The sequence below is a fragment of the Pseudonocardia sp. ICBG1293 genome (genome assembly GCF_020131355.1).
GTDB lineage: Bacteria > Actinomycetota > Actinomycetes > Mycobacteriales > Pseudonocardiaceae > Pseudonocardia.
The window spans coordinates 215712-241613 of the sequence record NZ_JAHLEL010000007.1; the positions used below are offsets into that span (position 1 = coordinate 215712).

The window sequence follows — 25902 nt, forward strand, 5'->3', positions numbered from 1 at the left end:
TGGTGCGGTGGAGCGTTTCCTCGTCACCGGCAGTTCCGGGCACCTCGGTGAGGCCCTGGTCCGCACCCTGACCGACGACGGGGTGCCCGTCGTCGGCCTGGACCGGCGGCCCTCGCCGTGGACCGCGGTCGTCGCCACGCTGACCGACCGCGACGCGCTGCGCTCCGCCCTGCGCGGGGTCACCCACGTCCTGCACACCGCGACGCTGCACAAGCCGCACGTCGGCTCGCACACCCGGCAGGATTTCGTGGACACGAACGTGTCCGGCACCCTCGCGGTACTGGAGGAGTCCGCCGCCGCGGGGGTACGGGGCCTGGTGTTCACGTCCTCGACCAGCGCCTTCGGCCGCGCACTGACCCCGGAGCCGGGCGGGCCCGCGACCTGGATCGACGAGACCGTGGTGCCCCGGGTCCGCAACGTCTACGGCGCCACGAAGGTCGCCGCCGAGGACCTGTGCGAGCTGGCCGGCTCCGACCCCGGGCTGCCGGTGGTGGTGCTGCGGACCTCGCGGTTCTTCCCCGAGGCCGACGACCGCGACGAGGTCCGTGCCGCGCACGACGACACCACCCTCAAGCTGGTGGAGTTCTGCCACCGGCGGGTCGACGTCGCCGACGTCGTGTCCGCCCACCTGGCCGCGGCCCGGCGGGCACCCGGGCTCGGGTTCGCCCGCTACGTGGTGAGCGCGCCGACGCCGTTCCACCGGTCCGACCTCGCCGAGCTGGGCAGGGACCCCGCCGCGGTGCTGCGACGACGGGTCCCTGCGCTCGCCGCACTGCCGGCCGTCCGGGGACGCCCGGTGCCACCGGTGGACCGGGTGTACAGCGCGGCCCGGGCGGTGGCCGAGCTGGGCTGGACCCCGGTCTGGGACGTCGCCGCCGTCGTCGCGCGGGTGCGGGCCGGCGGGCCGCCACGGAGCCCGCTGGCCGACGTCGTCGGGGCGAAGGGGTACCACGATTCCCCGACCGGGGTGTACACCCGGTGATTTCACCTCGCCGGACCGGGTGACGCTGGGCCGTCAGGTCTAACGCAGTGGGTACGACCGGCGGTAGAGGTGACACAGCACGTGTCGCCGACCGTGACGCCGTACCCCGGAGGTCCTGCCATGACCGGCCCGCAGCACCGACCCAGCCCCGGCCCGCGCGGTGCCGACTCCGACCGCGCCCGGCCCTCGCCGCGTCCGCGGCACGGGTTCGACGACCACGAGTTCCCGGAGGACTCCTACCAGGGGGGCTACCCGGACCTGCGGGCGTCGCGGCCGGTGGAGCGGGCGACGCCCACCGACCCGGAGGGCTTCGGTGAGCTCTACGGGGGGACCGGCCCGCAGCCGTCGGTGGGAGGGGGCGGGTACGCCGCACCGATGCGCTACGAGGGCTACGGCGCCCCGGTGCCCGCAGGCGGCTCGCAGCAGGCCGACGACGGTCCCGACGACGGTGGGTACGGCGCCTACGGCCGGGCCGCCCACCGCCAGCCCGAGGAGCCGGCCACCCCGACCCGGGCCGCCTACGGCGAGTACGGCGACCCCGCATCGCGGGGCGGGACCGCGATCGACGGTGGCCCGCCCTACCCGGACACCCCCGACCCCGACCCGGGCGGCTCCGGCGACGCCGCGACGTCCGGGCCCGACCCCGGCCACGGCGAGACGGGCGCGACCGCGGTCGCCGAGCGCACCACCGTCGGCGCCGGGGCCGGGGCCGTCCCGGCACCACGGGCCCCGGAGGCCGACCGACGTCGTCCGGCGACGGTGGCCGAGGCCGCTGCGGCCCGGTTCGGCGCGTCCGGCCGGCCGGCCGACCCGGCGCAGGCCGAGCTCGCCGAGCGGACCGGCCCCCCGGCCCGCGCGACCGCCCCGGCGGGTCCGGGCGTCGAGGCGACCGGGCCGCTCGGCACCGCGCCCCGCGCCTCGGCCGCGCCGGCCGCGGTGACCGTCGCGAAGGACCCGACCGCGCTGACCGTGCTGCGGGTCGTCACCTACCTGCTGGTGTCGCTGTCCTGCCTGGTGTTCCTGGCCGGCGCGGTCTACGGGCTCCTGACGTTCCTGGAGCTGCGCGGGGCCATGGGCACCTCGCCGCTGTTCGGGGGCGGCACCCCGTTCGGGGGCTACTGAGGGCGCCGTCGGGCGCGGTCCTCAGGTGCGGGACAGGACCTCCCGCAGCCGCCGTGCGAACACCGGCACCTCCTCGACGAACCCGACGTGCCCGCCCGGGAACGGCTCCGGTGCGCGGCCCAGGGCGTCGGCGAGGGCCCGTGAGGTGAGGTCGCAGAGCTGGCCCGCGGACGCCTCACCGATCCCGACGGCGACCCGCACGCCACGGAGCCGGTCGAGGTCGGGGACCCACCGCACCGTCGCGGCCATCTCGTGCAGGAAGAAGTGCCGCTCGTCGGCGGCCTGCCGGGCGGTGGCGCTCCCGTCCGCCGCGGGCAGCGCGGTGCGCTCGGGCACCTCCTCCGGTGCCGCGGTGGGCAGCCCCGCCGAGGCCAGGAAGAGCCCCCAGGCCGCTGCGGACCCGTGCTCGCGGTAGGCGCTCGGTCCGGGTACGCCGCTCGTCGGCGTCGGGGAGCAGCTCCTGCAGCGGCGGCTCGTGCGCCACGACGACCCCGACCAGCTCGGGTCGCTCCTGGGCGAGGGCCAGCGCCACGACCGCCCCGCCGCTGGAGCCGAACACCGTCGCCGGGGCACCAGCGCCGACGTGCTCGACGAGGGCCGCGAGGTCGGCGGCGCGCACCGGGACCGGTGAGCCGGCGTCGGGGTCCCCGGCGACGCTGCGGCCGGTGCCGCGCGGGTCGAACGTGACGACGGTGTGGTCCCCGGCGAACGACGAGGCCAGCGGCCCGAACGGCTCGGCGCCCATCGGCGACCCGGCGAGGACGAGCAGCGGGCCGGAGCCCCGCACGTCGAAGGTGATGCGGGCGCCCGGCCGGTCGAGCAGGTCGGTGCTGACGGCGGTGGACATGGCGGCTCCCCGGGTCCGTGGGTGTGCCTGCGATCCTGGCCGCCGCACGGGCCGGTGTCACCGCCGTAGGCTGGAACGGACTCCGACGGAACGGACGAAGCCCCCGTGAAGACCCGCATCGCCCCGGCAGTGGGCGTGCTCCTCGTGCTGGCCCTGCTCGTCGGCGGGCTGTCCTGGTTCGCCGGGTCCCGTGGGTTCACCCCCGACGACCTGCGTGACCTGGTCGACCCGCCGCCACCCGAGCAGTGCGACCGACCCGACCCGACGACCGCGGGCTGCCTCACCCCGTCGGCACTCCGCCTGCACGACGCCCTCGTGGAGCGGTTCGGCGAGCCCGGCCCGTCGGCTCCGGTCCGGGCGATCACCTGCTGGTCGGAGCACGCGTGGAACCCGTCGAGCGACCACCCCGCCGGACGGGCCTGCGACGCGTTCCCGGCCGGCTACGGTGAGTTCCCCGCCGGGCAGGACCTGGAGGACGGCTGGGCGGTCGCCACCTGGCTGCGGGACAACGCCTCCGAGCTGCGGGTCCGCTACGTCATCTGGCAGGGCCGGATCTGGTACCGCGGCACCGGGGACTCCGGGGAGGGCCGGGAGAACTGGGGGCGGCCCTACAACGGCGGCGGGGTCTACGACCCGGAGGACGCCACCGGCGGGCACTTCGACCACGTCCACGTCAGCGTCCGCCGGTGAACACCCCGCTCACAGCACGTGGTGGCCGTACATCTCCCCCAGCGGGTCGGCGATGAGCTCGATGCGCGCGCCGTCGGGGTCGCGGAAGTAGACCGACACGCCCGAGTGCACCTCGTGCTCCACCCCGGCCTCGGTGAGCCGGGCGACGAGCTCGTCCCACCGCTGCGGCTCGACGCTGATCGCCATGTGGTGCAGCCCGCCGAGGACCTCGGCGTACGGGCCGACGTCGAGACCCGGGAAGTCGAAGAACGCGAGCAGGTTCCCGTTGCCGATGTCGAAGAAGAAGTGCGACGAGCCCGGGTAGTCCCGGTTCTCGATCAGCTCGGTGAGCGGGAAGCCCAGCACGTCCTGGTAGAAGCGCACGGTCCGCTCGACGTCCGAGCTCACCAGCGCGGTGTGGTGCAGACCGCGCGCGGTCGAGGCCGGCCGCTCCCCCGCGGGCTTCAGGTGGGCGGAGCGGATGCGGTCGCGGGCGGCGTCGAGGGCGGCGGTGTCGCTAGGGGTACCGGTGTCGGTCATCGTGGTCAGCCCTTCAGCAGTGCGGTGAAGTCGGGGACGTCGGCGAACAGGTCGGTGCGGGTGGCCGGCGGCCGGGCGGCGACGGCGTCGGCCAGCTCCCCCGCGGCGCGCCCGACACGGCTCTCCAGGGAGGTGCCCACGTCGGTCGCGCCCCAGTCCTCGGGCGCGGCGAACACCGCAGTCGGGACCGTCGCGGCCCGCAGGTACGCGAACAGCGGGCGCATCGCGTGCTCCAGGGCCAGCGAGTGGCGTGCCGTGCCGCCGGTCGCGGCGAGCAGCACCGGGGTACCGGTGAGCGCGTCGCGGTCCAGCACGTCGACGAAGGTCTTGAACAGGCCGCTGTAGGACGCCGAGAAGATCGGGGTCACCGCGACGACGGCGTCGGCCGCGGCCACGGACTCCAGCACCGGCGCCAGCGCGGTGTTCGGGAACCCGGCGACCAGGTGGTCGGCGAGGTCGCGGGCGTGCTCGCGCAGCTCCACCACCTGCACCTCGGCCCGCTCGCCACGGTCGGCGAGCGCCGCGGTGACCGCGGCGGCGAGCCGGTCGGCCAGCAGCCGGGTCGACGACGGCGTCGACAGCCCGGCACTGAGCACGACGATCCTGCGTGCGGTCATCATGCGACCTCCTGCTCCTGCGGTGCGACGGCCGCGTCACGGGCGGCGACCAGCGAGGCGTGGGTCGGCGCGTCCGGGACCCCCGGCGCGCGCAGCGCGGCGAACTCCTTGCGCAGCACCGGCACGACCTCCTCGCCCAGCAGGTCGAGCTGCTCCAGCACGGTCTTCAGCGGCAGGCCCGCGTGGTCGATGAGGAACAGCTGGCGCTGGTAGTCACCGACGTAGTCGCGGAACCCGAGCGTCCGCTCGATGACCTGCTGCGGGCTGCCGACGGTCAGCGGGGTCTCGCGGGTGAAGTCCTCCAGCGAGGGCCCGTGGCCGTAGACCGGGGCGTTGTCGAAGTACGGCCGGAACTCGGCCACCGCGTCCTGGCTGTTGCGGCGCATGAACACCTGGCCACCGAGGCCGACGATCGCGCGGTCGGCCGGTCCGTGACCGTGGTGCTCCCAGCGCGTGCGGTAGAACTCGACCATCCGCTTCGTGTGCGACGCCGGCCAGAAGATGTGGTTGTGGAAGAAGCCGTCGCCGTAGTAGGCGGCCTGCTCGGCGATCTCCGGGCTGCGGATCGAGCCGTGCCACACGAACGGTGCGACGCCGTCGAGCGGGCGCGGGGTCGAGGTGAAGCCCTGCAGCGGGGTGCGGAAGTGCCCCTCCCAGTCGACGACCTCGGTGTCCCACAGCTTCCGCAGCAGCGCGTAGTTCTCGACCGCCAGGTTCAGGCCCTGGCGGATGTCCTGGCCGAACCACGGGTAGACCGGGCCGGTGTTGCCGCGGCCGAGCATGAGGTCGACACGCCCGCCGGCCACGTGCTGCAGCATCGCGAAGTCCTCGGCGATCTTCACCGGGTCGTTCGTGGTGATCAGCGTGGTCGAGGTGGACAGCTGCAGGGTGTCGGTGACGCCCGCGAGGTAGCCGAGCGTGGTGGTCGGCGACGAGGAGAAGAACGGCGGGTTGTGGTGCTCGCCGATCGCGAAGACGTCCAGGCCGACCTGCTCCGCGTGCCGGGCGATGGTCAGGACGTCCTGGATCCGCTGGGCCTCGGTCGGCGTGCGGCCGGTCGTCGGGTCCGGCGTGACGTCGCTGACCGTGAAGACTCCGAACTGCACGGCTTCCTCCCTCTGTTCGTCGACGACTCAGTGGTTGATCCGTCATCTACATCTTGCAGCAACATAGGTGATGCGTCAACTATTCCGGTAGGGTGGGGCCCGTGACACGGTGGCTGGACGAGAGCGAGCAGGCGGCCTGGCGAGGGCTGCTCCGGATGCAGGCACGCCTGCAGGGTGAGCTGCACCGGCGGCTGCAGGCCGGGTCGGGACTCTCGCTCACCGACTTCGACGTGCTGGTGGCGCTGACCGACCGGCCCGACGAGCGGTGCCGGGTGCTGGAGCTGGCGGTCGCGCTGGAGTGGGAGAAGAGCAGGCTGTCCCACCACCTGGCCCGGATGCAGAAGCGCGGCCTGGTCGGCCGCGAGGAGTGCGACGACGACGGCCGCGGCAACTACGTCGTGCTCACCGAGGCGGGCCGGGCGGCGATCGAGGCTGCGGCGCCGGGGCACGTGGAGACCGTGCGCGAGCTGGTCTTCGACGCGCTCTCCGACGACGACGTGGCCGCGCTGGCCCGGATCACCGCCGCCGTCCAGGCCCGGTTCGACGGCCGCGGGCCCGGCTGAGCGGTCCGGCACCGGGGCCCGGGACGCGTTCCGCGGAACGCGGTCCGTGCGTCCCACCGCGTTCCGCGGAACGCGGTCCGGCGCGCCCCGCCCCCGTTCCGCGGAACGCACGACGGCCCGCACCGGGAGGACCGGTACGGGCCGTCGGGACCGGGAACGCGGGCGAGGGCGCGGGTCAGGGCACCAGGATCGCGCGCCCTCTGACCTTCCCCGCGTCGAGGTCGTCGAGCGCGGACTGGAAGTCCTCGAGCGCGTAGGTCGTCGTGTGCAGGGTGACCCGGCCGCGTGCGGCCAGCTCCATCAGGTCGCACAGATCGTTGTAGGACCCGACCAGGTTGCCGACCACGTTCACCGCGGCCGAGATCAGGTCGATCGTCGGGACGTCGACGTTCTCCCCGTAGCCGACGACGTGGTAGTCCCCGGCGCGGCGGGTCATCGCCAGGCCCTGCGCGGTCGACCCGCCCTCGCCGACGAAGTCGATGACGGCCTCGGCGCCGTTCCCGCCGGTGAGGGCCAGTACCTCGTCGACCTGGCCGCCGTCGGCGACGATGCCGTCGTCGGCGCCGATCTCCAGCGCCAGCTTCACCGCGTCCGGGTTGCGGTCGAGGACCACCAGCCGGGCCGGTGTGAGCGCCTTCAGCACCTGGATGCCGATGTGCCCGAGCCCGCCCGCGCCGATGACCACGCAGGTGTCGCGCGGACCCAGACGCCGCGACGCCTTGGCGGCCGCGTGGTAGGCGGTGAGCCCGGCGTCGGCCAGCGCGGCGACGTCGGCGGGCTGCAGCGACGGGTCGAGCTTCACCACGCTGCGCGCCGAGGTGCGCAGGTACTCCGCGTACCCGCCGTGGGTGTCGATGCCCGGGAACGCCGAGGCGGTGCAGTGCACGTCGTCGCCGGAGCGGCAGGCGCGGCACAGCCCGCAGGTGGCCAGCGGGTGCAGGATGACGCCGTCGCCCTCGGCCACGTGCGTCACCGCCGACCCGACCGTCTCGACCCAGCCCGCGTTCTCGTGGCCGATCGTGTACGGCAGCGTGACCTGTGACTTCTCGGCCCACTGTCCTTCGAGGACGTGCAGGTCGGTGCGGCACACGCCCGCCCCGCCGATCCGCACGACGACGTCGAACGGGTCCACGACCTCCGGCTTCGCGACCTCGGTCAGCTCCATCGGCCGGTGGTAGCCGACGACCTGTACTGCTCTCACGGACGGGATCCCTTCGTGGTGTCCCCGGAGACCGACTCCGGGTAGCGGGTCTTCAGCAGCCCCCGGCAGAAGTGCGCGTTGCCCTCGATCGAGATCCGCACCGAGCGGGCCATCCGCAGCTTCAGCGGGACCTGCTCGGCCGGGTACGGGACGCCGTCGTGCCCGACGAGCACCGGCAGGTGCCCCGCGGTGCCGAGCCCGATCGTCGCCCGCCGGCGCAGCAGCGCGTCGGTGGTCGGGCCCGCGGGCAGGTCGGCGAGGGTGACGCCGTGCAGGGTCTCCGGCTCCCGGTCCGGGTCGCGGCGCAGCAGCCCGGTCAGCGACCGCTCCATCGCGGCGGCGTGCGCCTTGCGCCGGAAGGTGACCCGCAGCCCGTCGAGGTCGGAGTCGGCCTCGTGCCGGAAGGTGCCCTTGTAACCGGCGTCGGCGGCCAGCCCGGCGTTGATCAGGTCGGAGTCGTGGTGGTCGTCGAGCTCGACGGTCACCGCGGTCGTCCAGTCCAGCGCGGTGAGCACGTCCTTGGCGTCGGAGCACATCAGGTACGCGAAGTTCGGCGCGCAGAACGCGGTGGGCAGACGCAGGTGCACGGTGACCCGGTCGCCGTCGACCTCGAGGGAGCGGACGAACTCCAGGTCGGTGATCGGCTCGTCCAGCTCGGGGTCGACGACGGCGTCGAGCGCCCGGAACGCCTGGTCCGTACGCGAGGTGCGGGCGAGGGCGGGGGCGCTCACGACGCCACCGGGACCTCGGTCGGGGTCTCGTCGCGCAGCGCCAGCTCCGCGGGGACCTCGATGTCGTACATCGTCGCGGCGTTGAGGCCCAGGATCTTCTTCTTCTGGGCCGTGGTCAGCGGCGCGTACTCCGACAGCTCCTCCGGGATCTCGAAGTCCACGAACCGCTCGACCAGCCAGCGCGGGGTCCAGATCGCGTAGTCGCTGGAGAACTGGATGCGGTCCTCGCCCAGCCAGTAGAGGAGCTCACCGATGATCTGGCCGAAGTACTTGGGCCGGGTGTGGATGAACGGCATCGCGACGGCCAGGCCGGCGTGCACGTTCGGCTCCTGGGTGGCGATCCAGCAGAAGTCCTCGAGGCGCGGCAGGCCGCAGTGCTCGACGACGAAGTTCAGGTCGGTGAAGTCGGTGGCGACCTTGTCCACGTCGGCGACGTCGAACGCGTCGCGGTCCAGCGGGCGGATGGTCGGGCCCTTGTGGATGTGGATGTTGCGGATCCCCAGCTCCTGGGCCGCCTCGAGGTACTTGTACGACCAGTGGTCGTCGAGCTTCCAGCCGCGGGACTCGCCGTGCCACTCGGCGGTGTAGAGCTTGGCGCCCTTCAGCCCGAAGCGCTTGGCGTCCTCGCGCAGCTGCCGCAGGCCCTGCTCGCCGTTGCGCGGGTCCCAGTGGTGGTTGTAGGTTAGCTTGTCCGGGTGGGCCTGCGCGAGGGCGAAGGCCTCCTCGGTCTGGCCGAACCCGTTGGCGTAGAACTCACCCAGGTACGCGGGCTGGAAGACGGCGTGGTCGACGTGGCCGTCGGTGAACAGGTCCTTCATCAGCCGCTCGCCGCCCTGGTAGAGGTAGTCCTCGTAGGGCCAGACCTCGGACTCCGGGCTGAGGTTGCGGTGGTAGTCGTAGAAGCAGTCGATGAACTGCCTGCCGTGGATGTTGCGCTGGTTCTCCGGCCGCGCGTCCCACAGCGCCACGTGGGCGTCCACGATGAAGTAGGACTCACCGTTCTTCGAGTACATCGTCGTCCTCTCGGTCGCGGCGAGGTGGTGGACACCCCGCGACTGCGCGGGGTCGGTGGTCCCGCGTCGGGGGCCGAAACTAGGAACGGCGGCGGCGCTGCGGTGGTGATCACCGTCTCAACCTGAGACGCGACGCCGTCGCACCGGCGTCGCAGGTGTGACACCGTCGTGAGCAGCAGGTACGAGGAGGTACGCGCGATGGGGCAGTCACTGGCTCCGGCCCGGATCTCGGCGTCCTGGGCGCGCAGCGAGACCTACGGCGCCCCCACCGAGGCGGTCGACCCCGCATTCACCGGCGCCGTCGACGACGGGTCGCTGTTCGCCCGCTGCGGCGGCGAGGTGCTCGCCGGGCTGCACGAGGGCCTGCCCGGGGAGCCGATCTCGCTGATGCTCACCGACGCCGACGGCATCGTCGTGTCCCGGCTCTGCGACGAACGCGGCCTGACCGACGCGCTGGACCGCACCTACCTCGCCCCCGGGTTCGCCTTCGGCGAGCGGGAGGCGGGCACCACCGGGCTCGGACTGGCGCTGGCCGACCGGGTCCCGTCGCTGGTCCGCGGCGACGAGCACTACTGCACCGGGCTGTGGGGCTACACCTGTGCCGCCGCCCCCGTCCTCGACCCGGTCGACGGGTCGCTGCTCGGCAGCATCAACCTCACCACCTGGTCGCAGCGCTCCGACGGGCTGCTGCTCGCGCTGGCCCGCACCGCGGCCGGGCAGACCTCCGCGCTGATGCTCGCCCACGGACGCGGTGCGACCCCGCGTCCGGCGCCCCGCGGCGAGGTGTTCCGGGTCGCCCCCCAGCCCACCGGCGGCACCGCCGAGCTGGGCCGCAGCTGGTCCACCGCGCTGGACGAGGTGCGGGCGGCGCTGCGCGAGGGTGCGCGGGTCGGGGTCGTCGGCGAGCCCGGTGCGGGCAAGTCCGCGCTGCTCGCGGCGGCCCTGCGCACCGTCGCGCCGCGGCACCGGGTGCTGCACGCCCGCCCGCCCGCCGCCGAGGACGCGGTCTCCTGGCTGTCGCTGTGGTCGCCCGAGCTGGGCAAGGACGACACCGCGGTGATCGCGGGCCGGGTGCACGCGCTGCCCGCTCCCGTCGCGACCCGGCTGGCCGCGCTGGTCCGGTCGCTCCCGCAGTCGACGCTGGCCGTCACCGCGGGCGGCGTCGAGGGGATCCCGGACGCGCTGTCGCGGCTGCTCGACGTCGTCGTCGAGGTACCGGCGCTGCGCCACCGGCCCGAGGACGTGCCGGTGCTGGCCGCGCACTTCGCCCGCGACGGGGTGAGCTTCACCGACGCCGCCGCCCGCGCCCTGCGCACCCACACCTGGCCGGGCAACGTCGAGCAGCTGCGCCGCACCGTGCGCGACGCCTCGGCCCGCAGCAGCGTCGTCGACGTCCGGCACCTGCCACCGGAGCTGCTCGCCACCCGGTCCGGGTCGCTGACCCGGATCGAGTCGCTGGAGCGCGACGAGCTGGTCCGCTGCCTCACCGAGCACGGCATGAGCGTCACCCGGGCCGCCGAGACGCTCGGCATCAGCCGGGCGACCGCGTACCGCCGGGTGCAGCGGTACGGGATCACACCCCCGCGCTGAGCGCAGCGTCGTCCCCGGTCACGGGCCCCCGTCCGGTCCCGACGGTCCCGGACCACCCGGACGGGGGACGCGTTCACCGGACCGGGGCTACCGGTGGCCGCCCACACGGCGGACGCGGCTCGCCCGGACCTGCCGATCACGGTCCACGGTGGGACGATCGGTGTGCCGGGCAACGACGCCCCGGAGGACCCGGCGGCCGGCCCGGCCACGGGGCTCGGCACCGCCACCCGGCGACGCGGTCACCCTCGGTCACGGGGAGCGCGCGTCGCGCGACGACGGCGGGGCGCCCGCCGCCCGGTGCGGCACACAGGGCACCATTCGATGGAGTACCTGACGGGAGGCGTTCGTGTTCGGACTCGCGGACACCGTGGCCGCACTGCTGGCCGCGATCCCTGCTGCCCCCGTCCGGTCGCTCCTCGTGATCGGGGTCGGGGCGTTCCTCGAGGGTCCGATCGTCACCGTCGCCGCCGCCGCGCTCGCCGGGGCCGGGCAGCTGCCCTGGTGGGGGGTGTGGCTGGCCGCGCTGGTCGCCGACGTGGTCGGGGACACCGCGCTCTACGCGCTGGGCCGCAACGGCGACCGTCCGGCCGTCGCCCGGGTGCTGAACCGGCTGGGACTGACCGAGGAGCGCCGCGAGGTGCTGTCCCGCGAGGTCCACACGCACCTGCCACGCATCGTCATCGGGGCCAAGCTCGTCGACATCGGCGCCATCCCCGCCTACCTCGCCGCCGGGCTGTCCAAGGTCGGCTACCGCCGCTTCCTGGCCTGGATCATCCCCACCACGGCGGTGCGCGCCGCGGTACTCGTCGGGATCGGCTACGCGGCCGGGGACCGGCTCGCCACCGACCTGGAGTCGCGGCCCTGGCTGCTGGTCGTCGGCGGGATCGCCGTCGGGCTGTCCCTGGTGCTCGGACGGACCGCGATCGTGCGGGCCGCCGGCTCGCGGCGACGGGCCCACGCCCGGTCCTGACCGGCCGGGGATCACCCGCCCAGCAGCGACCGCAGCACCGCCGGTGCGTCCGACGGTCCGGCGACCGGCGCCCACCGCGCGTTGCTGCGCGCGGCCAGCTCCGCCGCCTGCTCGTGGTCGGACTCCGGGGCCAGGATCAGCAGCTCCGGCACCCGCTGCGCCGCCGGGACCGGGTCCTGGTCGTCGGTGGCCCGGCAGTCCGAGAGCAGCACGACGATCCGCCGCTCCGCGCGCGTCCGTTCCAGCTGCGCGGTGGCCGCCCTCAACGCACCGGACAGCGCGGTCACCCCGTGGCCGCGCAGACCCAGGACCCGGTCGACGACCGCCGACGGCGGACGGCTGGACCCGATGTCGCGCAGGACCCGGGTCTCGGCCGCGAACGACAGCACCGCGTGGTCACCGGGTGCCCGGAACGCGCAGGCCGCGGCGGTCAGCGCCGCCGCGGCGAGCCGGTCCCCGCCCATCGACCCGGACGCGTCCACCACCAGGCACAACGCGAGCGCGGGCCGCGCCCAGGTGCGCGCGGTCAGCTCGTCGAGTCCGACCGGGCGCCGCGCCGCGCGGGCCTCGGCGACCGCGCCCAGCGAGGCGTCCAGGTCCAGGTCGCCGCCGCGGTCGGCCGGGACCGCCCGCAGCCTGCCGATCCCGCGCCGGGTGACCCGGCCGGACCGGCCGATCTCCAGCACGACCCGGCCGGCCAGCCTGCGGGCCGCCGCCCGCAGCGCCTCGTCGGTGGCCTTCCCCATGTCGACGAGCAGGATCAGCGTCTCGTCGGGACGCTGCGCCAGCGCGGCGTCGAACGCGTCGACGTCGAGCACCCCGACCTCGGGCGAGATCTCGGTGAACCCCGGGTGGCCCGCCAGGGAGCTGCGGGCCACCGTGCGGTCCTCCGGGCGCGCACGCGGCCGGGGCGGACGGGACGCACCGTCCGCGGGTCGGGGACCGCCCGCCGGAGGCGGGCTCAGGCTCCCCCCGACGCATCACCGCCGTCCGGGGCGTCGGCGTCCGCACGCGGCTCCTCGCCGAACTCGGCCCGGTACAGCTCGCGGACGATGTCCTCCGCGGTGCGCGAGCCGGACTCGGCCGTCCGGATCCGCCCGGACAGCGCGACCAGGGCCGCGTCGAGCCCGGTCCGCCAGTCGGTGGTCTCCCGGCCGCGGCGGGCGGCCAGCGCCGCGGAGATGCGGACGATGTCGATCGCGCCGCGGACCGAGGAGCCCACGTGCACGTCGGGGTGCTCGCGGGTGCGCCGGACCAGGGACACGACCTTCGCCCGCCACTGCGGGTCGACGACCGGGCCGCGCAGCTCCACGACGGCGGTCTCGTCGGACGCGGTCTGGTAGCCCATCGCGATCCGGCACACCCGGTCGTAGACGGCGGAGGAGATCCGGGCGGTGCCGACGGCGTCGAACGGGTTCATGGCGGCGACCAGGCGGAAGCCCTCGTCCGCGACGATCCGGCCGAACCGGGGGACGTGCAGCTCGCCCTCGCTCATCACGGTGATGAGCACGTTGAGGGTCTCCTCCGGGATCCGGTTGATCTCCTCGACGTAGAGCAGCGCCCCGGAGCGCAGGGCCTCGGCCAGCGGCCCGTCGACGAAGGTCTCGGCGGTGTAGCCGCGGTCGAGGACCTGGGCCGGGTCGAAGTGGCCGACCAGCCGGGCGGGGGTGAGCTCGGCGTTGCCCTCGACGAACACGAAGGGCAGGTCCGCCTCCACCGCGACCGAGCGCAGCAGCGTGGTCTTGCCGGTGCCGGGCGGCCCCTCCAGCACCACGTGCGCGCCGGCCTCCAGCGCGGCGACCAGCAGCTCGACCTCGTGGCCGCGGCCGACGACGGGGGTCCCCGCGGGACCGGCCGCAGCCGGTCCCGCGGGGTTCGTGACAGACCCCATCAGTGCTCGTGGACGAGGACGCCGCGGACGTTCTTGCCGTTCAGCAGGTCGTCGTAGCCCTCGTTGACCTGCTCGAGGGTGTAGGTCCGCGTGATGATCTCGTCGAGCTTCAGGTCCCCGCTCTGGTACAGGCCGAGGATCTTCGGGATGTCGACGGTCGGGTTGCAGTCGCCGAACAGCGAGCCCTTCACCGTCTTCTTGAACAGGGTCATGATCGAGCCCGGCAGCGTGACGTTGGTCGTCGAGAGCTTGTTCAATCCGGTCAGCACGACGGTGCCGCCCTTGCCGGTGTTCTCGAACGCCCCGGTGACGATCTCCTCGGTCACGATGCCCGCGGTGACGATCGTCTTGTCGGCGCCGTTGCCGTTGGTCATGGCGCGGGCCAGGTCACCGGCCTCGGCGGCGGTGGCGACGGCGTGCGTGGCGCCGAGCTCCATCGCCTTCTCCCGCTTGTTGGCCAGCGGGTCGACGGCGATGAGGTTCTTCGCCCCGGCGTAGCGGGCGCCCTGGACGGCGTTGATGCCGATGCCGCCGACGCCGGCGACGATCACCGTCTCCCCCGGGCGGACGTCGGCGGCGTTGACCGCGGAGCCCCAGCCGGTGGGCACGCCGCAGCCGACGAGCACGGCCTTGTCCAGCGGCAGGTCGTCGTCGACCTTGACGACCGAGTTCTGGTGGATGGTGGAGTACTGGGAGAACGTGCCCAGCATGCACATCGCGCCGTACCGGCCCCGCGGGCCGGTGAACGGGAAGCGCTCACCCGGGAGGTAGCCCTCCAGGATGGTGGCGCCCATGTCGCAGATGGCCTGCTGCCCGGTCGAGCACCAGCGACAGGTGCCGCAGTTCGGGATGAACGAGCAGACGACGTGGTCGCCCGGCTGCACCCGGGTGACGCCCGGGCCGACGGCCTCGATGATCCCGGCGCCCTCGTGCCCGAGCACCATCGGCAGGCGGGCCTCGAGGTCACCGTGCGCGATGTGGACGTCGGAGTGGCACAGCCCGGCGTGGGTGTAGCGGATGAGGACCTCACCCTGCTGCGGACCGTCGAGCTCCAGCTCCTCGATCTCGATCGGCTTGCCGGTCTCGTAGACGACGGCGGCCTTGGTCTTCATGCGACACGCTCCTTCGCGCGGGCGGGGTGAGGACTGCGGCCCATCCTCTCCGGCGCACCGGTCGGTGACGTGTTCCACATGTGGACACGTGCGTACCCGGTCATGCGTGGTCCAGGCCGAGCGCCCGGATCCGCCGGTACAGCGTGGTGCGGGAGATCCCCAGGGCCAGCGCCGCCTCCCGCTTGTTGCCCCCGGCGGCGGCCAGTGCATGCCCGATCGCGGCCCGCTCCGCGCGTTCGCGGCCGCCGAGGCGCGCCGCGCGCGGGCCGCCCACGAGATGGGCGGGCAGGTCGGTCACGTCGATCCGCCGGGTGCCCGGCAGGTTCGCCAGCTCCGACACCACCCCGACCAGCTCGGTCAGGTTGCCCGGCCAGGCGTAGGACGACAGCGCCGCGGCCGCGGACGGGGTGAGGATGAGCTCGCGGCCGGGCCGCAGCTGCTCGGCGGCCCGCGCGACCAGCTCCGGGATCTCCGCGCCCCGTTCGCGCAGCGGCGCGGGCTCGACCCGGTGCCGGCACCGGGCCAGGAGCCGGGACGCGGCGGGCGGGAGCTCCGCGACCGGGCAGGAGGTCAGCACGAGGCGGGTCCGGACGTCGCCGTGCAGCAGCGGGCGCAGTACCGCCCAGAGCTCGTCGGGCAGCACGTGCACCTCGTCGACCACGACCGCGGGAGCCCCGGCCTCGACGAGCGCGGCGAGCCGCGCCGCCCAGTCCCGGGCCGGGGCGGTGAGCGCCTCCGACGCCGGCAGCACGACCGGGTCCTCGACCCCGAGCAGCCGGCGGGCCTCGGTGCTGCGACCCGTCCCCGGCTCCCCCGCGACCAGCACCGGCCAGCCGGTCACCGCCGGGCGCGGGCGGCGCACCAGGGGCCCGCGGGACGCGGGCCGGACCGGGGCCAGCTGGAACAGGACGCCCTCGGCGGTGTCGGCGACGGTCTCGGCACACACCCGGATGCCGGGCCCGTCCGGGATCTGGAGGACCCGGGTCAGCGGCCCGTTCTCGACGACCTCGGTGCGCAGCGCGGCGAGGACGTCCATTCCGCCGGGGCCGAGCACGGTCACCGCGCTGCGGTTGGTGAGCACCACCTCCGGGCCGAGCACCGCGATCGGGTCCGTCCGCCGCCGGGTGGCCTCCTGGAAGGCGAGGAACAGCCGCCGGTCGTCGTCGCGGGCCGCCTCCACGATGCGCGCCTCGATGTCGCGCGCGGCCCGTGAGAGCAGCGGCCCGAACAGCGGGTTCGCCCGACCGCCCTGCACGGTGATGTCGAGGACCCCCTCGGTCCGGCGGCGCAGCGGGTGCCGGATCGGGTGGCCGAAGCAGCTGAGGCGGCGCAGACCGGTGAGGAAGTGCTCCTCGCCGTGCACCGCGACCCCGGCGCCGGTCGCGGCCGCGGTGCCGATCCCGTTGGTGCCGAGCGCGGACTCGTCCGCCGATGCGCCGACGACCAGCCCGATGTCGTCGAACGCGCGGCCCAGCGCGCGGTCCCCGCACCAGATGTCGAGGATCCGGCAGTCCGTGTCGGCCAGCTGCACCGAGAACGGTTCGTCGGCGAGCTCCTCGGCCAGCGCCCGCAGCACCGGCTCCGCGGCGACCGCCAGCCGTCCGGCCCGGTCGACCTCGGCGATCCCGGCGCCGCCTCCGCGCTCCGGGTCGACCCCGGCCATCCGCGCGCGGTGCCACGAGGACGCGATGTCCGCCCGTCCCGGCGAGCCGCCGCCGGGCGCCGTGTCGGTCGCCATCGACCGCACCTCCCCGATGATCGTGACAGGTGTCACGGACACTACCCCGCGCCCGGGGCGCCCCGGCCGGCGTCGCGGGCCTGCCCGGCATGATCGGACGGCATGAGCCGACGCGTGCACGCGTTCTGCGACGACGCCCTGGGTGACGACGACGCGGTGTCCCTCGCCGCCCGGCTGCGCCGCCGCGAGGTCTCCGCGGCGCAGCTGCGGGCCGCCGTCGCCGGCCGGGCAGCCCGGGTCGACCCGCAGCTGCGGGGCCGGGCCCTGGACCGCACCGGGTCACCGGTCACCGGGGACCCCGACGGGCCGTTCGCCGGGGTGCCGACGCTGGCCAAGGACAACGTCGAGGTCGCCGGGTGGCCTGCGGGACACGGCACCCGGGCGTTCACGCCGTCGCCGTCGCGCGCGCACGCCGAGGTGACCCGCCAGCTGCTGGCGACCGGGCTCGACCTGGTCGGCACGACCCGGATGCCGGAGTACGGGCTGAACGCCTCCACCGAGTTCGCCGAGGACGAGCCGGCCCGCAACCCGTGGGACCCGCGGTACTCCTGCGGCGCGTCCTCGGGCGGCGCGGCCGCGCTCGTCGCCGCCGGGGTGGTGCCGCTCGCCCACGCCAACGACGGCGGCGGCTCCATCCGCATCCCGGCCGCGGCCTGCGGGCTGGTCGGTCTCAAGCCCTCGCGCGGGCGGCTCGCCCCGAACGCGGCCGGCGCCCGGATGCCGATCGACCTGGTCGCCGACGGCGTCGTCTCCCGGTCGGTGCGCGACACCGCCGTGTTCCTCGCCGGCGCCGACCGCGCCCGGCGCAACCCCGCACTGCCGCCGCTGGGCGTGGTCGAGGGACCCGCCCGGCGACGGCTGCGGGTCGGGGTGGTGCTGGAGTCCCCCACCGGTGCCGCGGTCGACGGCGACACCCGCGAGGCCGTCACCGCGGTCGCGGAGCTGCTCGCCGGCCAGGGCCACGAGGTGTCCGAGGCCGTCACCGGGGTGGGGACCCGGTTCGTCGAGGACTTCCTCGACTACTGGGGCCTGCTCGCGTTCTCCGTGGTCACCGGCGGGAGGCTGCTGCACGGTCGCACCTTCGACCCGCGCCGGCTCGACGCGCTCACCCACGGTCTGGCCGACCACTACCGGCGTGCCCTGGCCCGCACCCCGGTGTTCCTGCACCGGCTGCGCCGGGTCGCGGCGACCCACGCCGAGCTGTTCACCCGGCACGACGTGCTGCTGTCCCCGGTGCTCGCGCACACCCCGCCGGAGATCGGCTGGCTCGCGCCGACGGTGCCGTTCGGACAGCTCGCCGCGCGGCTGCTCGACTACGTGGCGTTCACCCCGCTCGCCAACGTCGCCGGGGCGCCCGCGATCGCGCTGCCCGCGGGCGCGACGGCGGGCGGGCTCCCGGTGGGGGTGCACCTGGAGGGGACGGTCGGCGACGAGCGGACGCTGCTGGAGCTGGCGTAGGCGATCGAGGCCGACCGCCCCTGGCGGCGCATCCAGGACTGAGCCGCTCAGACGTTGCCGCGGCGCTCCTGCTCCCGCTCGATCGCCTCGAACAGGGCCTTGAAGTTCCCCTTGCCGAAACCCAGCGACCCGTGCCGCTCGATCAGCTCGAAGAACACCGTGGGCCGGTCCCCGACCGGCTTGGTGAAGATCTGCAGGAGGTAGCCGTCCTCGTCGCGGTCGACGAGGATCCCGCGGGAGGCGAGCTCGGAGACCGGGACGCGCACCGAGCCGATGCGGGCGCGCAGCTCCGGGTCCGAGTAGTAGGCGGCCGGGGTATCGAGGAACTCGACGCCCCGGGCACGCAGCACGTCGACGGTGGTGAGGATGTCGTTCGTCGCGAGCGCGAGGTGCTGCACGCCGGGACCGCGGTGGAAGTCGAGGAACTCGTCGATCTGGGAGCGCCGGGTGCCGGGACTGGGCTCGTTGAGCGGGAACTTGACCCGGTGGTTGCCGGAGGCGACGACCTTGCTCATCAGCGCGGAGTAGTCGGTCGCGATGTCGTCGCCGATGAACTCGGCCATGTTCGTGAAGCCCATGATGCGCCGGTAGAAGTCCACCCAGGTGTCCATCCGGCCGTGCTCGACGTTGCCGACGACGTGGTCGAGCGCCTGGAACAGCCGGCGCGGCGCGCCCTCGGGGCGGACCACGGCCGAGCTGCGCGCGACGTAGCCGGGCCGGTAGGGGCCGGTGTAGCCGGACCGGTCGACCAGGGTGTGCCGGGTGTCGCCGTAGGTGGCGATCGCCGCGGTGCGCACGGTGCCGTGCTCGTCGCTCTCGTCGTGCGGCTCGACCAGCACGGTCGCGCCTGCGGTGCGGGCGTGGGCGATGCAGCGGTCGACGTCGGGGACCTCCAGCGCGATGTCGGCGACGCCGTCGCCGTGGCGGCGGTGGTCCTCGGCGAGCGGGCTGTCCGGGTCGACGGCGCCGCGCACCTCGAACCGGACCGCGCCGGACCGCAGCACGAAGGCGTGGTGGTCGCGGTTGCCGGTCTCCGGGCCGGAGTACGCGACCAGCTCCATCCCGTACACGACCTGGAACAGCTGGGCGGCGGCGGTGGCGTTGCCGACCGTCCACACGACGGCGTCCCAGCCGGTGACCGGGAACGGGTCGGCGGAGTCGTCGTGGTCGACCAGCCCGACGAGCCGGCGCAGCGCGTCGGCGTCGAGTTCGGCGAGCTTCTCCGCGTCGGTGAGGATGTCCATCACTGCCCTCCGGTCAGGGTCCGGGAGGCGAGCGTCTGCGCCGCCTCGACGGTGGTGACGCCGCGGGTGCGGGCGTCGGCGAAGATCCCGGCGAGGGTGTCGCCGATGGCCTCGGTGCGGTCGGCGACCCGCCGGGCGTCCCAGCCGAGGACCTCGCGGCCGACCAGGTGGATCGCACCGCCGGCGTTCGCGACGAAGTCGGGGGCGTAGGTGATCCCGCGCCGGCGCAGGACCTCGGCCGCGTACGGGTCGGCGAGCAGGTTGTTCGCCGCGCTCGCGATCACCGCGGTGGGGACCGTCGCCGCCACCTCGGCGGTGACCAGCCCGCCGGTCGCGCACGGGACGAGCACGTCGCACTCGCGGGTGGTCACCGCGCCGGTGTCGACGACCTCGGCGCCCAGCTCGTCGGCGGCCGCGGCGCAGCGGGCCGGGTCGACGTCGGTGACGATCAGTTTGGCCCCGGCGCCCGCGGCGAGCCGGGCGACGTCGGCACCGACCGCGCCGAGTCCCTGGACGAGCACCCGGAGCCCGTCGACGCCGTCGAACCCGGCCTCACGGGCCCCCGCGCGGATCGCGGCGAACACCCCGAGCGCGGTCATCGGCCCGGACGAGCCGGGCCCGCCCGCCGCGACCGAGCGGCCGAACACGTGCGGGGTCAGCCCGGCCAGCACGTCCATGTCGGCGGAGCTCGTACCGATGTCCGGGCCGGTGGTGTAGTTCCCGCCGAGCAGCTCCAGGTTCGCCGCGTGGAGCTCCAGGATGCGCTGCCAGGTGGCGTCGTCGAGCTCGGCACGGGGCGCCGGGAGCGCGATCACCGACTTGCCGCCGCCCATCGGCAGGCCCGCGGCGGCCATCTTCGACGTCATGGCGCCGGCCAGGCGACGGGCGTCGGCGACGGCGACGTCGGGCGAGGGGTAGACCATCGCGCGGGTCCCGCCCGACGCCGGGCCGAGGCGGGTCGAGTGCACCCCGACCACGAACCACGCCCCCGTCCCCCGGTCGTAGCGGACCGAGGTCAGTTCGCCGTCCCACTCGGGCAGAGCCATCCCGCGCCTCCATCGACTCGTCGGTGTACAGCGAGCACACCCCACGAGTCGATATCTGCGCAACTGGCCCACCATCGTCTGGGCCAGGGCGCCAGATCGACCGGACGTCCGCCGGACAGACCTGGTCAGAACGTCCAGGAGACCGCTGTCACTCCCGGGGCCGGTCGCCCGCGTCCGTAACCTGGACCGGTGACGACCAGCGACGCCCCGACGCCCGCGGACCTGCGCGGCAGGCCCCGCCCCCCGGGCCACCCGCGGACCGCGCCGCTCGACCCGGCCGTCCTGGACCCCGGGCGTGCCGCGCTGCACGCCCGGATCGCGACCGGACCGCGCCGCGCGCAGGCCCGCGTCCCGCTCGTCGACGACGCCGACCGCCTTCTCGGGCCGTTCGCGACGATGCTGTTCTCCCCGCGGATCGGCGACGCCGTGCAGCAGGTGGGCGCGGCCCTGCGCACCGACGCCGACCTCCCCCCGCGGCTGCGCGAGCTGGCGGTGCTCGCCGTCGCCGTGCACCACGGGTCGGCCTTCGAGTGGTCCGCCCACGAGGGGCTCGCCCGCGACACCGGACTGTCCGGGGTGCAGCTGCAGGCCCTGCTCGACCGTGGTGTGCCCGGCGGCCTCGACGAGCCCGAGCGGATCGCGCTGGCCACCGTGCGGGCGCTGCTCACCCGGCACGACCTCGGTGACGGCGCGTACGCCGAGGCGACGCGGGTACTGGGCCGGGACACCCTCGCCGCACTGGTCTGGCTGACCGGGTACTACTCCATGCTGGCCACCGCGCTGGCCGTGTTCCGGCCGGAGTGAGGCCGGGTACCCGCACGAGGAGGGGAGGTCCGCGATGAGCACCGCACCGAGCACCGCACCGGACGGGGTGCGCGTGGCCACGGCCATGCACACCTTCCCCAAGACCTGTGGACCGGCGACGACCGTCGCGCAGGCGTGGGCGGCCTTCGAGCGGCCGAAGGTGCACTCGCTGCTGGTCCTCGACGGGGGGCGGCTGCTCGCCGTGGTCGACCGCGCCGACCTGGCCGGTGCCGGACCGGACGAACCCGCCGCGGCCGTCGGCACGCTCCACGGACGGGTCGCCCGGGCGGGCGACGACCTGGCCGCCACCTGGGCCACGATGGCCGACGCCGGCCGTCGGCGGGTCGCCGTCGTCGACGACGACGGCGGTCTGCTCGGGCTGCTCTGCCTCAAGCGGCACGGCCGCGGGTTCTGCTCCGACGCCGGCATCCAGGCCCGGATCGACGAACGCGCGGCGACCCGCGACCGTCCGTGAGCCCGCCCACCGCGGGGAACACCACCCGGCGCGCCGGACGCTGTACCGGCTGACCACCTCCGACGCCGTCGTCGGCCACCCGCCGTCGAGAGGACCCCGTCCCCGGTGACCCACCCCGATGACACCGTGCTCCTGGACGGCGGCGTCGCGATGCCCCGTCTCGGGTTCGGCGTGTCCGAGTCCCGCGACGCCCGCGCCGCCGTCTCCGAGGCGCTCGCGCAGGGCTACCGCAGCATCGACACCGCCGCCGTCTACGAGAACGAGGCCGGTGTCGGCGCCGCGCTGGCCGCGTCCGGCCTGGCCCGCTCGGACGTGTTCGTCACCACCAAGGTCTGGAACGTCGACGGCGACCGCTCCGACGCACTCGACGCCGCGCAGCGGAGCCTGGACCGGCTCGGCCTCGACCACGTCGACCTGCTCCTCGTCCACTGGCCCAACAGCGACCTCGGGCACTGCCTGTCGACCTGGGAGGCCATGGAGCAGCTGGTCGCCGACGGCCGCACCCGCGCGGTCGGGGTCTCGAACTTCCGGCCGTCGCACCTGCGCAGGCTGCGCGCGCTCGGCGGTCGGCTCCCCGCGCTCAACCAGGTCGAGCTGCACCCCCACCACCAGCAGCCGGAGCTGCGCGCGGTGCACGCCGCGCTGGGCATCGTCACCGGCGCATGGAGCCCGCTGGGGCGCGGCGCCGTGCTCGGCGAGCCGGCGCTGACCCGGATCGCCGACCGGTACGGCGTCACCCCGGCCCAGGTCGTGCTGCGCTGGCACCTGCAGCAGGGCACCGTCGCCGGCCCGAAGTCCGACGACGCGGGACGCATCGCGGCCAACCGCGACCTGACCGGGTTCACCCTCGACGACGCCGACCTCGCCGCCGTCGCCACGCTGCAGCGGTCCGGCGGGCGAGGCCGGATCGGGCCGGTCGCCGACCGCGTCGACCGCATCGCCTCCTGAGTGGCGTGCGTCACGTCCGCGTGAGGAATCGCGGCGCGCGCCCTCTCACGACCAGTCCATCGAGGAGGTAGTCGTGTCGTTCACCGACAAGGTCCGGAACAAGACCGAGAACGCCGTGGGCGTGGCCAAGGAGAAGACCGGCGAGGCCACCGGCGACCGCGAGCTGCAGGCCGAGGGCAAGGCCGAGCAGTCGAAGGCCGCGCTGAAGGACGCCGGGGAGAAGCTGAAGGACGCCGTCGGGAACGTGAAGGACGCGCTGGGCGGCTCGAAGAGCTGACCGGGACCCACCGTGACGGGGGCGACCGGCAGGCATGCCGGTCGCCCCGAGCGGGAACACCGCCGGTGTACCGAGCCGGGTCCGACGCCGTACCGGGCTCCTCCCCCCACGTCACGGAGGAACCATGAGCACCGTCAAGCTCGCGATCGTCTACTACTCCGCCACCGGCACCGTCGACGCGATGGCCCACCGGGCCGCCGAGGCGGGCGAGAAGGCGGGCGCCGAGGTGCGCCTGCGCCGCGTCGCCCGCGAGGCGACCACCGGCGAGCGCGAGGCCACCGAGGCGCAGTCCGCGCACGCCGAGGCCGCCCCCGAGGTCCCCGCCGCCTCGGCCGAGGACATCGTGTGGGCCGACGCCGTCCTGTTCGGCTCGCCCACCCGCTACGGCAACATCGCCGGGCAGCTGAAGACCTTCATCGACTCGCTCGGCCCGCAGTGGGGCCAGGGCCTGCTCGCCGACAAGGTGTACGCGGGCTTCACCGCCAGCCAGACCCTGCACGGCGGCCAGGAGTCGACCCTGCTCGCCCTGTACAACACGATCCACCACTTCGGCGGCATCGTCGTGGCCCCGGGCTACACCGACCCGACCAAGTTCGTCGACGGCAACCCCTACGGTGCCTCGCACGTGACCGGCGCGGACAACGACGCCCCGCTCGGCGACGCCGACAACGCCGCGCTCGACCACCTCGCCACGCGTGTGGTCACGGTCGCCGGGCGGCTCCGGGACTGAGGTCCGGTCACGGCACGACGAGCACCTCGACCTCGACGCCGGGCACTCGGTGAGCGGGTCGTCCCGCCGGGTCCGGCGTCCGGTTCGTCGGTGTCGTCGAGCCGGACGTCGCCACGGGCGCGCCGGCGCAGGACCTCACGGCGTGTCCCCTCGGCCCTCGGAGCGGTGCAGGGTCGCGAAGGCGCCCCGGTGGTAGAGCAGCGGCGGGTGGTCGGTCACGTCGAGATCGCGCACCGCGCCGACGACGATCGTGTGGTCACCGCCGTCGGGCTCATCGTGCAGGTCGCAGTCCAACCAGGCGGCGACCCCGGCCGGACGCGGGCGCCCGTGCGACGAGGGGGTCCAGTCGAGACCGGCGAACTTGTCGGTGCCGCTGCGCGACATGGCCAGCGCGACCTGCTCCTGTCCGGCGGCGAGCACGGCGACACCGAACCCACCGGCGGCGCGGATCCGCGGCCAGGTGCTCGAGCTGCGCGCAGGGGCGAGCAGTACCAGCGACGGGTCCAGCGACAACGAGCTGAACGACCGACACGTCAACCCGAGCGGGACCCCGTCCGGGCCGAGCGCGGTCACCACGGTGATGCCGGAGCAGAACGCGCCCAGTACCTCCCGGAATTGCCGCGGATCGATCACCGCGCTCATCGGGTCCGCTCCTCGCGCAGGGCGCGGCGCAGGATCTTCCCGGTCGCGGTCTTCGGGATCTCCGGGACGACCTCGACGATCCTCGGATACTTGTAGGCCGCCATCCGCTCCCGCGCCCAGGCGATCAGCTCCTGCGGGGTGGGGGCGTCGGTGGTGCCCGGCCGGAACGCGACGACGGCCTTGACCGTCTCCCCGCGACGCTCGTCGGGGACGCCGACCACCGCCGCGCCGACGACGGCGGGATGGGACAGCAGGACGTCCTCCACGTCCCGCGGCCACACCTTGTAGCCACTGGCGACGATGACGTCCTTCTTCCGGTCGACGACGTAGAACCAGCCCTCGCCGTCGACGAACCCGACGTCCCCGGTGCGCAACCATCCGTCGGTGAACGTCGCGGCGGTCTCCTCGGGACGCTCCCAGTAGCCGGGCACGACCCGGCTCCCCCGCACCAGCAGCTCCCCCACCCCGGACTCGTCGGGGGCGTCGATCCGGGCGGCGCAGTCCGGGACCGGCCTCCCGACCGACAGCGCACCCGAGCGCGGGTCGACCGGGGCACGTCCGCCCACCGGCACCGCGTGGGTGGGTGAGGTGGTCTCGGTCATCCCGTAGGCGTTGTGCACGTAGAGCCCGGTCGCGGTCTCGAACTCCGCCACCACCGCCGGCGCGATCGGCGCCCCGCCCGAGGCGACCGCGGTGAACGAGGAGAACAGACCCCGCGGATCCGCATCGGACCGGCACAACGCCATCAGCGCGGTGATCGCCGCGACCGTGAACGACGGCCGGGTCGCCCGCACCACCTCGGCGACCACGGCGGGGTCGAACCGGTGGGCCAGCACCAGCGGCACACCGGACACCAGCGCCGCGGCGATGTGCCCCGACAGCCCCGTGACGTGGAACAACGGCGCGATGCCCAGCACCGCGCCGGGGGCGGCGATGCCGTACCAGTCGCGGTAGGCGAGCCCACCGGCCAGCACGTTGGCGTGGGTGTTGCACGCCCCCTTCGGTGTCCCCGTGGTCCCCGAGGTGTAGGTCAGCACCGCGACGTCGTCGGGCCGCGGCGCGTGTGGCGGCGGCACCTCGCCGTCGTGTGCGGCGAGCACCGCGGCGAGATCGCGCGTGCCGTCCGGGACCGACCGGACATGGCCGTCCGGCCGCGACGACGGGGCGTCGTCGAAGGGGTCGGTCGTGACCACCCCGGTCACCGTCGAGCCCTCCACCGCCGCGGCGCCGTGGATGCGGTGCAGCTCGGCCAGCGCCACCAGTACCCGGGCACCCGAGTCGTCCAGGATCAGCCGGACCTCGCGGGCGGTCAGCATCGGGTTCACCGCCACCGCGGTCGCGCCCGCCTTCCACACCGCGAGCAGCGTGACCACGTACTGCGGGTCGTTCTGCAGGTAGAGCGCGACCCGGTCGCCCGGACGCAGCCCGTCGGCGAGCAGCGCGGCGGCGAACGCGTCGGAGCGGCGGTCCACCTCGGCGGCGGACAGGTCACGCCCGGGGCAGCGCAGCACCGGGTCGCCGGGGGTGTCGGCCGCCGTCCGGCGGAACGCCTCGAGCACCGACGTGGGGCGTGCGGTCACACGGTC

The 25902-nt window shown here is 74.8% G+C and carries 28 protein-coding genes; 12 read left to right on the forward strand and 16 right to left on the reverse strand.

What is annotated here, in order from left to right:
* Nucleotides 1-7: 7 nt before the first annotated feature.
* Nucleotides 8-982 (forward strand): NAD(P)-dependent oxidoreductase, encoded by a 975-nt coding sequence (locus KPF47_RS04460; protein ID WP_224387168.1) that lies wholly within the window; start codon nucleotides 8-10, stop codon nucleotides 980-982.
* Between the two features lie 120 nt (nucleotides 983-1102).
* Nucleotides 1103-2104 (forward strand): hypothetical protein, encoded by a 1002-nt coding sequence (locus tag KPF47_RS04465; RefSeq protein ID WP_224387171.1) that lies wholly within the window; start codon nucleotides 1103-1105, stop codon nucleotides 2102-2104.
* A gap of 21 nt (nucleotides 2105-2125) precedes the next feature.
* Here the strand turns inward: KPF47_RS04465 and KPF47_RS04470 are convergent, their stop codons facing one another.
* Together KPF47_RS04470 and KPF47_RS04475 are read right to left on the reverse strand one after the other, a co-directional pair.
* Nucleotides 2126-2305, reverse strand: coding sequence for a hypothetical protein (locus KPF47_RS04470; protein WP_224387173.1), 180 nt, complete (start codon nucleotides 2303-2305; stop codon nucleotides 2126-2128).
* A complete protein-coding gene (locus KPF47_RS04475) occupies nucleotides 2280-2951 on the reverse strand; it encodes an alpha/beta fold hydrolase (protein ID WP_224387175.1) in 672 nt (223 codons plus the stop codon). The genes KPF47_RS04470 and KPF47_RS04475 overlap by 26 nt, the downstream gene beginning before the upstream one ends.
* Before the next feature lie 105 nt (nucleotides 2952-3056).
* On the opposite strand from KPF47_RS04475, the gene KPF47_RS04480 reads away from it, so the two are divergent.
* Nucleotides 3057-3641 carry a hypothetical protein gene (locus KPF47_RS04480; RefSeq protein WP_224387177.1) on the forward strand — a complete coding sequence of 195 codons (585 nt, stop codon included), beginning with the start codon at nucleotides 3057-3059 and terminating at the stop codon, nucleotides 3639-3641.
* A 9-nt stretch (nucleotides 3642-3650) separates the two neighbouring features.
* Here the strand turns inward: KPF47_RS04480 and KPF47_RS04485 are convergent, their stop codons facing one another.
* Genes KPF47_RS04485 through KPF47_RS04495 form a run of 3 tightly spaced genes read right to left on the reverse strand, consistent with a single transcriptional unit; the run spans nucleotide 3651 to nucleotide 5883 of the window.
* Nucleotides 3651-4160: a VOC family protein gene (locus KPF47_RS04485; protein ID WP_224387179.1), complete on the reverse strand. Its 510-nt coding sequence runs from the start codon at nucleotides 4158-4160 to the stop codon at nucleotides 3651-3653.
* Between the two features lie 5 nt (nucleotides 4161-4165).
* Nucleotides 4166-4777 carry a CE1759 family FMN reductase gene (locus KPF47_RS04490; RefSeq protein WP_224387181.1) on the reverse strand — a complete coding sequence of 204 codons (612 nt, stop codon included), beginning with the start codon at nucleotides 4775-4777 and terminating at the stop codon, nucleotides 4166-4168.
* Nucleotides 4777-5883 (reverse strand): LLM class flavin-dependent oxidoreductase, encoded by a 1107-nt coding sequence (locus KPF47_RS04495; protein ID WP_224387183.1) that lies wholly within the window; start codon nucleotides 5881-5883, stop codon nucleotides 4777-4779. Before KPF47_RS04495 ends, KPF47_RS04490 begins: the two co-directional genes overlap by 1 nt.
* Before the next feature lie 101 nt (nucleotides 5884-5984).
* Here KPF47_RS04495 and KPF47_RS04500 point away from each other — a divergent pair, with 101 nt between their 5' ends.
* Nucleotides 5985-6446, forward strand: coding sequence for a MarR family winged helix-turn-helix transcriptional regulator (locus tag KPF47_RS04500; protein ID WP_224387185.1), 462 nt, complete (start codon nucleotides 5985-5987; stop codon nucleotides 6444-6446).
* Nucleotides 6447-6621: 175 nt separating this feature from the next.
* On the opposite strand, the gene KPF47_RS04505 is transcribed toward KPF47_RS04500, so the two are convergent.
* Genes KPF47_RS04505 through KPF47_RS04515 form a run of 3 tightly spaced genes read right to left on the reverse strand, consistent with a single transcriptional unit; the run spans nucleotide 6622 to nucleotide 9391 of the window.
* Nucleotides 6622-7647, reverse strand: a complete 1026-nt coding sequence (locus KPF47_RS04505) for an NAD(P)-dependent alcohol dehydrogenase (RefSeq protein ID WP_224387187.1) — start codon at nucleotides 7645-7647, stop codon at nucleotides 6622-6624.
* A complete protein-coding gene (locus tag KPF47_RS04510) occupies nucleotides 7644-8378 on the reverse strand; it encodes an iron-sulfur cluster assembly protein (RefSeq protein ID WP_224387189.1) in 735 nt (244 codons plus the stop codon). The genes KPF47_RS04505 and KPF47_RS04510 overlap by 4 nt, the downstream gene beginning before the upstream one ends.
* Nucleotides 8375-9391 (reverse strand): amidohydrolase family protein, encoded by a 1017-nt coding sequence (locus tag KPF47_RS04515; protein WP_224387191.1) that lies wholly within the window; start codon nucleotides 9389-9391, stop codon nucleotides 8375-8377. Before KPF47_RS04515 ends, KPF47_RS04510 begins: the two co-directional genes overlap by 4 nt.
* Nucleotides 9392-9559: 168 nt before the next feature.
* On the opposite strand from KPF47_RS04515, the gene KPF47_RS04520 reads away from it, so the two are divergent.
* Both KPF47_RS04520 and KPF47_RS04525 read left to right on the forward strand, forming a co-directional pair.
* Complete coding sequence (locus KPF47_RS04520) at nucleotides 9560-10981, forward strand: helix-turn-helix domain-containing protein (RefSeq protein WP_224387193.1); 1422 nt, start codon at nucleotides 9560-9562, stop codon at nucleotides 10979-10981.
* A 346-nt stretch (nucleotides 10982-11327) separates the two neighbouring features.
* Nucleotides 11328-11951 carry a DedA family protein gene (locus tag KPF47_RS04525; RefSeq protein ID WP_224387194.1) on the forward strand — a complete coding sequence of 208 codons (624 nt, stop codon included), beginning with the start codon at nucleotides 11328-11330 and terminating at the stop codon, nucleotides 11949-11951.
* 11 nt (nucleotides 11952-11962) lie between these two features.
* On the opposite strand, the gene KPF47_RS04530 is transcribed toward KPF47_RS04525, so the two are convergent.
* The 4 genes from KPF47_RS04530 to KPF47_RS04545 all read right to left on the reverse strand — a co-directional run bounded on the left by KPF47_RS04530 (nucleotide 11963) and on the right by KPF47_RS04545 (nucleotide 16692).
* Nucleotides 11963-12829, reverse strand: coding sequence for a VWA domain-containing protein (locus KPF47_RS04530; RefSeq protein ID WP_224387195.1), 867 nt, complete (start codon nucleotides 12827-12829; stop codon nucleotides 11963-11965).
* 83 nt (nucleotides 12830-12912) lie between these two features.
* Entirely contained in the window at nucleotides 12913-13842 is a 930-nt protein-coding gene (locus KPF47_RS04535) for a MoxR family ATPase (protein WP_224387197.1), read from the reverse strand.
* Nucleotides 13842-14954 carry an NDMA-dependent alcohol dehydrogenase gene (locus KPF47_RS04540; RefSeq protein WP_224387199.1) on the reverse strand — a complete coding sequence of 371 codons (1113 nt, stop codon included), beginning with the start codon at nucleotides 14952-14954 and terminating at the stop codon, nucleotides 13842-13844. The genes KPF47_RS04535 and KPF47_RS04540 overlap by 1 nt, the downstream gene beginning before the upstream one ends.
* Before the next feature lie 100 nt (nucleotides 14955-15054).
* Nucleotides 15055-16692, reverse strand: a complete 1638-nt coding sequence (locus KPF47_RS04545; protein WP_224387201.1) for a helix-turn-helix domain-containing protein — start codon at nucleotides 16690-16692, stop codon at nucleotides 15055-15057.
* Nucleotides 16693-16794: 102 nt separating this feature from the next.
* Between KPF47_RS04545 and KPF47_RS04550 the strand changes: the two genes are divergently transcribed.
* Nucleotides 16795-18150: an amidase gene (locus KPF47_RS04550; RefSeq protein WP_224387203.1), complete on the forward strand. Its 1356-nt coding sequence runs from the start codon at nucleotides 16795-16797 to the stop codon at nucleotides 18148-18150.
* Between the two features lie 47 nt (nucleotides 18151-18197).
* On the opposite strand, the gene hppD is transcribed toward KPF47_RS04550, so the two are convergent.
* Nucleotides 18198-19394 carry a 4-hydroxyphenylpyruvate dioxygenase gene (gene hppD, locus KPF47_RS04555; protein ID WP_224387205.1) on the reverse strand — a complete coding sequence of 399 codons (1197 nt, stop codon included), beginning with the start codon at nucleotides 19392-19394 and terminating at the stop codon, nucleotides 18198-18200.
* Nucleotides 19394-20440: a Glu/Leu/Phe/Val dehydrogenase family protein gene (locus KPF47_RS04560; RefSeq protein ID WP_224387206.1), complete on the reverse strand. Its 1047-nt coding sequence runs from the start codon at nucleotides 20438-20440 to the stop codon at nucleotides 19394-19396. The genes hppD and KPF47_RS04560 overlap by 1 nt, the downstream gene beginning before the upstream one ends.
* Before the next feature lie 189 nt (nucleotides 20441-20629).
* On the opposite strand from KPF47_RS04560, the gene KPF47_RS04565 reads away from it, so the two are divergent.
* From KPF47_RS04565 to KPF47_RS04585, 5 genes are all read left to right on the forward strand, one after another.
* Complete coding sequence (locus KPF47_RS04565; protein ID WP_224387207.1) at nucleotides 20630-21244, forward strand: carboxymuconolactone decarboxylase family protein; 615 nt, start codon at nucleotides 20630-20632, stop codon at nucleotides 21242-21244.
* 34 nt (nucleotides 21245-21278) lie between these two features.
* Nucleotides 21279-21719, forward strand: coding sequence for a CBS domain-containing protein (locus KPF47_RS04570; protein ID WP_224387209.1), 441 nt, complete (start codon nucleotides 21279-21281; stop codon nucleotides 21717-21719).
* Nucleotides 21720-21869: 150 nt separating this feature from the next.
* Nucleotides 21870-22667 carry an aldo/keto reductase gene (locus tag KPF47_RS04575; RefSeq protein ID WP_224387303.1) on the forward strand — a complete coding sequence of 266 codons (798 nt, stop codon included), beginning with the start codon at nucleotides 21870-21872 and terminating at the stop codon, nucleotides 22665-22667.
* A gap of 73 nt (nucleotides 22668-22740) precedes the next feature.
* Entirely contained in the window at nucleotides 22741-22944 is a 204-nt protein-coding gene (locus KPF47_RS04580; RefSeq protein ID WP_224387211.1) for a CsbD family protein, read from the forward strand.
* A 124-nt stretch (nucleotides 22945-23068) separates the two neighbouring features.
* A complete protein-coding gene (locus KPF47_RS04585; protein ID WP_224387212.1) occupies nucleotides 23069-23674 on the forward strand; it encodes a flavodoxin family protein in 606 nt (201 codons plus the stop codon).
* Nucleotides 23675-23809: 135 nt separating this feature from the next.
* On the opposite strand, the gene KPF47_RS04590 is transcribed toward KPF47_RS04585, so the two are convergent.
* Both KPF47_RS04590 and KPF47_RS04595 read right to left on the reverse strand, forming a co-directional pair.
* Nucleotides 23810-24316: a flavin reductase family protein gene (locus tag KPF47_RS04590; protein ID WP_224387214.1), complete on the reverse strand. Its 507-nt coding sequence runs from the start codon at nucleotides 24314-24316 to the stop codon at nucleotides 23810-23812.
* Nucleotides 24313-25896: an AMP-binding protein gene (locus KPF47_RS04595; protein WP_224387215.1), complete on the reverse strand. Its 1584-nt coding sequence runs from the start codon at nucleotides 25894-25896 to the stop codon at nucleotides 24313-24315. The genes KPF47_RS04590 and KPF47_RS04595 overlap by 4 nt, the downstream gene beginning before the upstream one ends.
* Nucleotides 25897-25902: the final 6 nt, after the last annotated feature.

Bases quoted from the DNA above. Each gene is read 5' to 3' on its own strand.
- KPF47_RS04465 (WP_224387171.1), top strand. From the start codon at position 1,103: ATGACCGGCCCGCAGCACCGACCCAGCCCCGGCCCGCGCGGTGCCGAC.
- KPF47_RS04475 (WP_224387175.1), bottom strand. From the start codon at position 2,951: ATGTCCACCGCCGTCAGCACCGACCTGCTCGACCGGCCGGGCGCCCGC.
- KPF47_RS04485 (WP_224387179.1), bottom strand. From the start codon at position 4,160: ATGACCGACACCGGTACCCCTAGCGACACCGCCGCCCTCGACGCCGCC.
- KPF47_RS04490 (WP_224387181.1), bottom strand. From the start codon at position 4,777: ATGACCGCACGCAGGATCGTCGTGCTCAGTGCCGGGCTGTCGACGCCG.
- KPF47_RS04515 (WP_224387191.1), bottom strand. From the start codon at position 9,391: ATGTACTCGAAGAACGGTGAGTCCTACTTCATCGTGGACGCCCACGTG.
- KPF47_RS04535 (WP_224387197.1), bottom strand. From the start codon at position 13,842: ATGGGGTCTGTCACGAACCCCGCGGGACCGGCTGCGGCCGGTCCCGCG.
- KPF47_RS04540 (WP_224387199.1), bottom strand. From the start codon at position 14,954: ATGAAGACCAAGGCCGCCGTCGTCTACGAGACCGGCAAGCCGATCGAG.
- KPF47_RS04545 (WP_224387201.1), bottom strand. From the start codon at position 16,692: ATGGCGACCGACACGGCGCCCGGCGGCGGCTCGCCGGGACGGGCGGAC.
- KPF47_RS04550 (WP_224387203.1), top strand. From the start codon at position 16,795: ATGAGCCGACGCGTGCACGCGTTCTGCGACGACGCCCTGGGTGACGAC.
- hppD (WP_224387205.1), bottom strand. From the start codon at position 19,394: ATGGACATCCTCACCGACGCGGAGAAGCTCGCCGAACTCGACGCCGAC.
- KPF47_RS04560 (WP_224387206.1), bottom strand. From the start codon at position 20,440: ATGGCTCTGCCCGAGTGGGACGGCGAACTGACCTCGGTCCGCTACGAC.
- KPF47_RS04570 (WP_224387209.1), top strand. From the start codon at position 21,279: ATGAGCACCGCACCGAGCACCGCACCGGACGGGGTGCGCGTGGCCACG.
- KPF47_RS04575 (WP_224387303.1), top strand. From the start codon at position 21,870: ATGCCCCGTCTCGGGTTCGGCGTGTCCGAGTCCCGCGACGCCCGCGCC.
- KPF47_RS04585 (WP_224387212.1), top strand. From the start codon at position 23,069: ATGAGCACCGTCAAGCTCGCGATCGTCTACTACTCCGCCACCGGCACC.
- KPF47_RS04590 (WP_224387214.1), bottom strand. From the start codon at position 24,316: ATGAGCGCGGTGATCGATCCGCGGCAATTCCGGGAGGTACTGGGCGCG.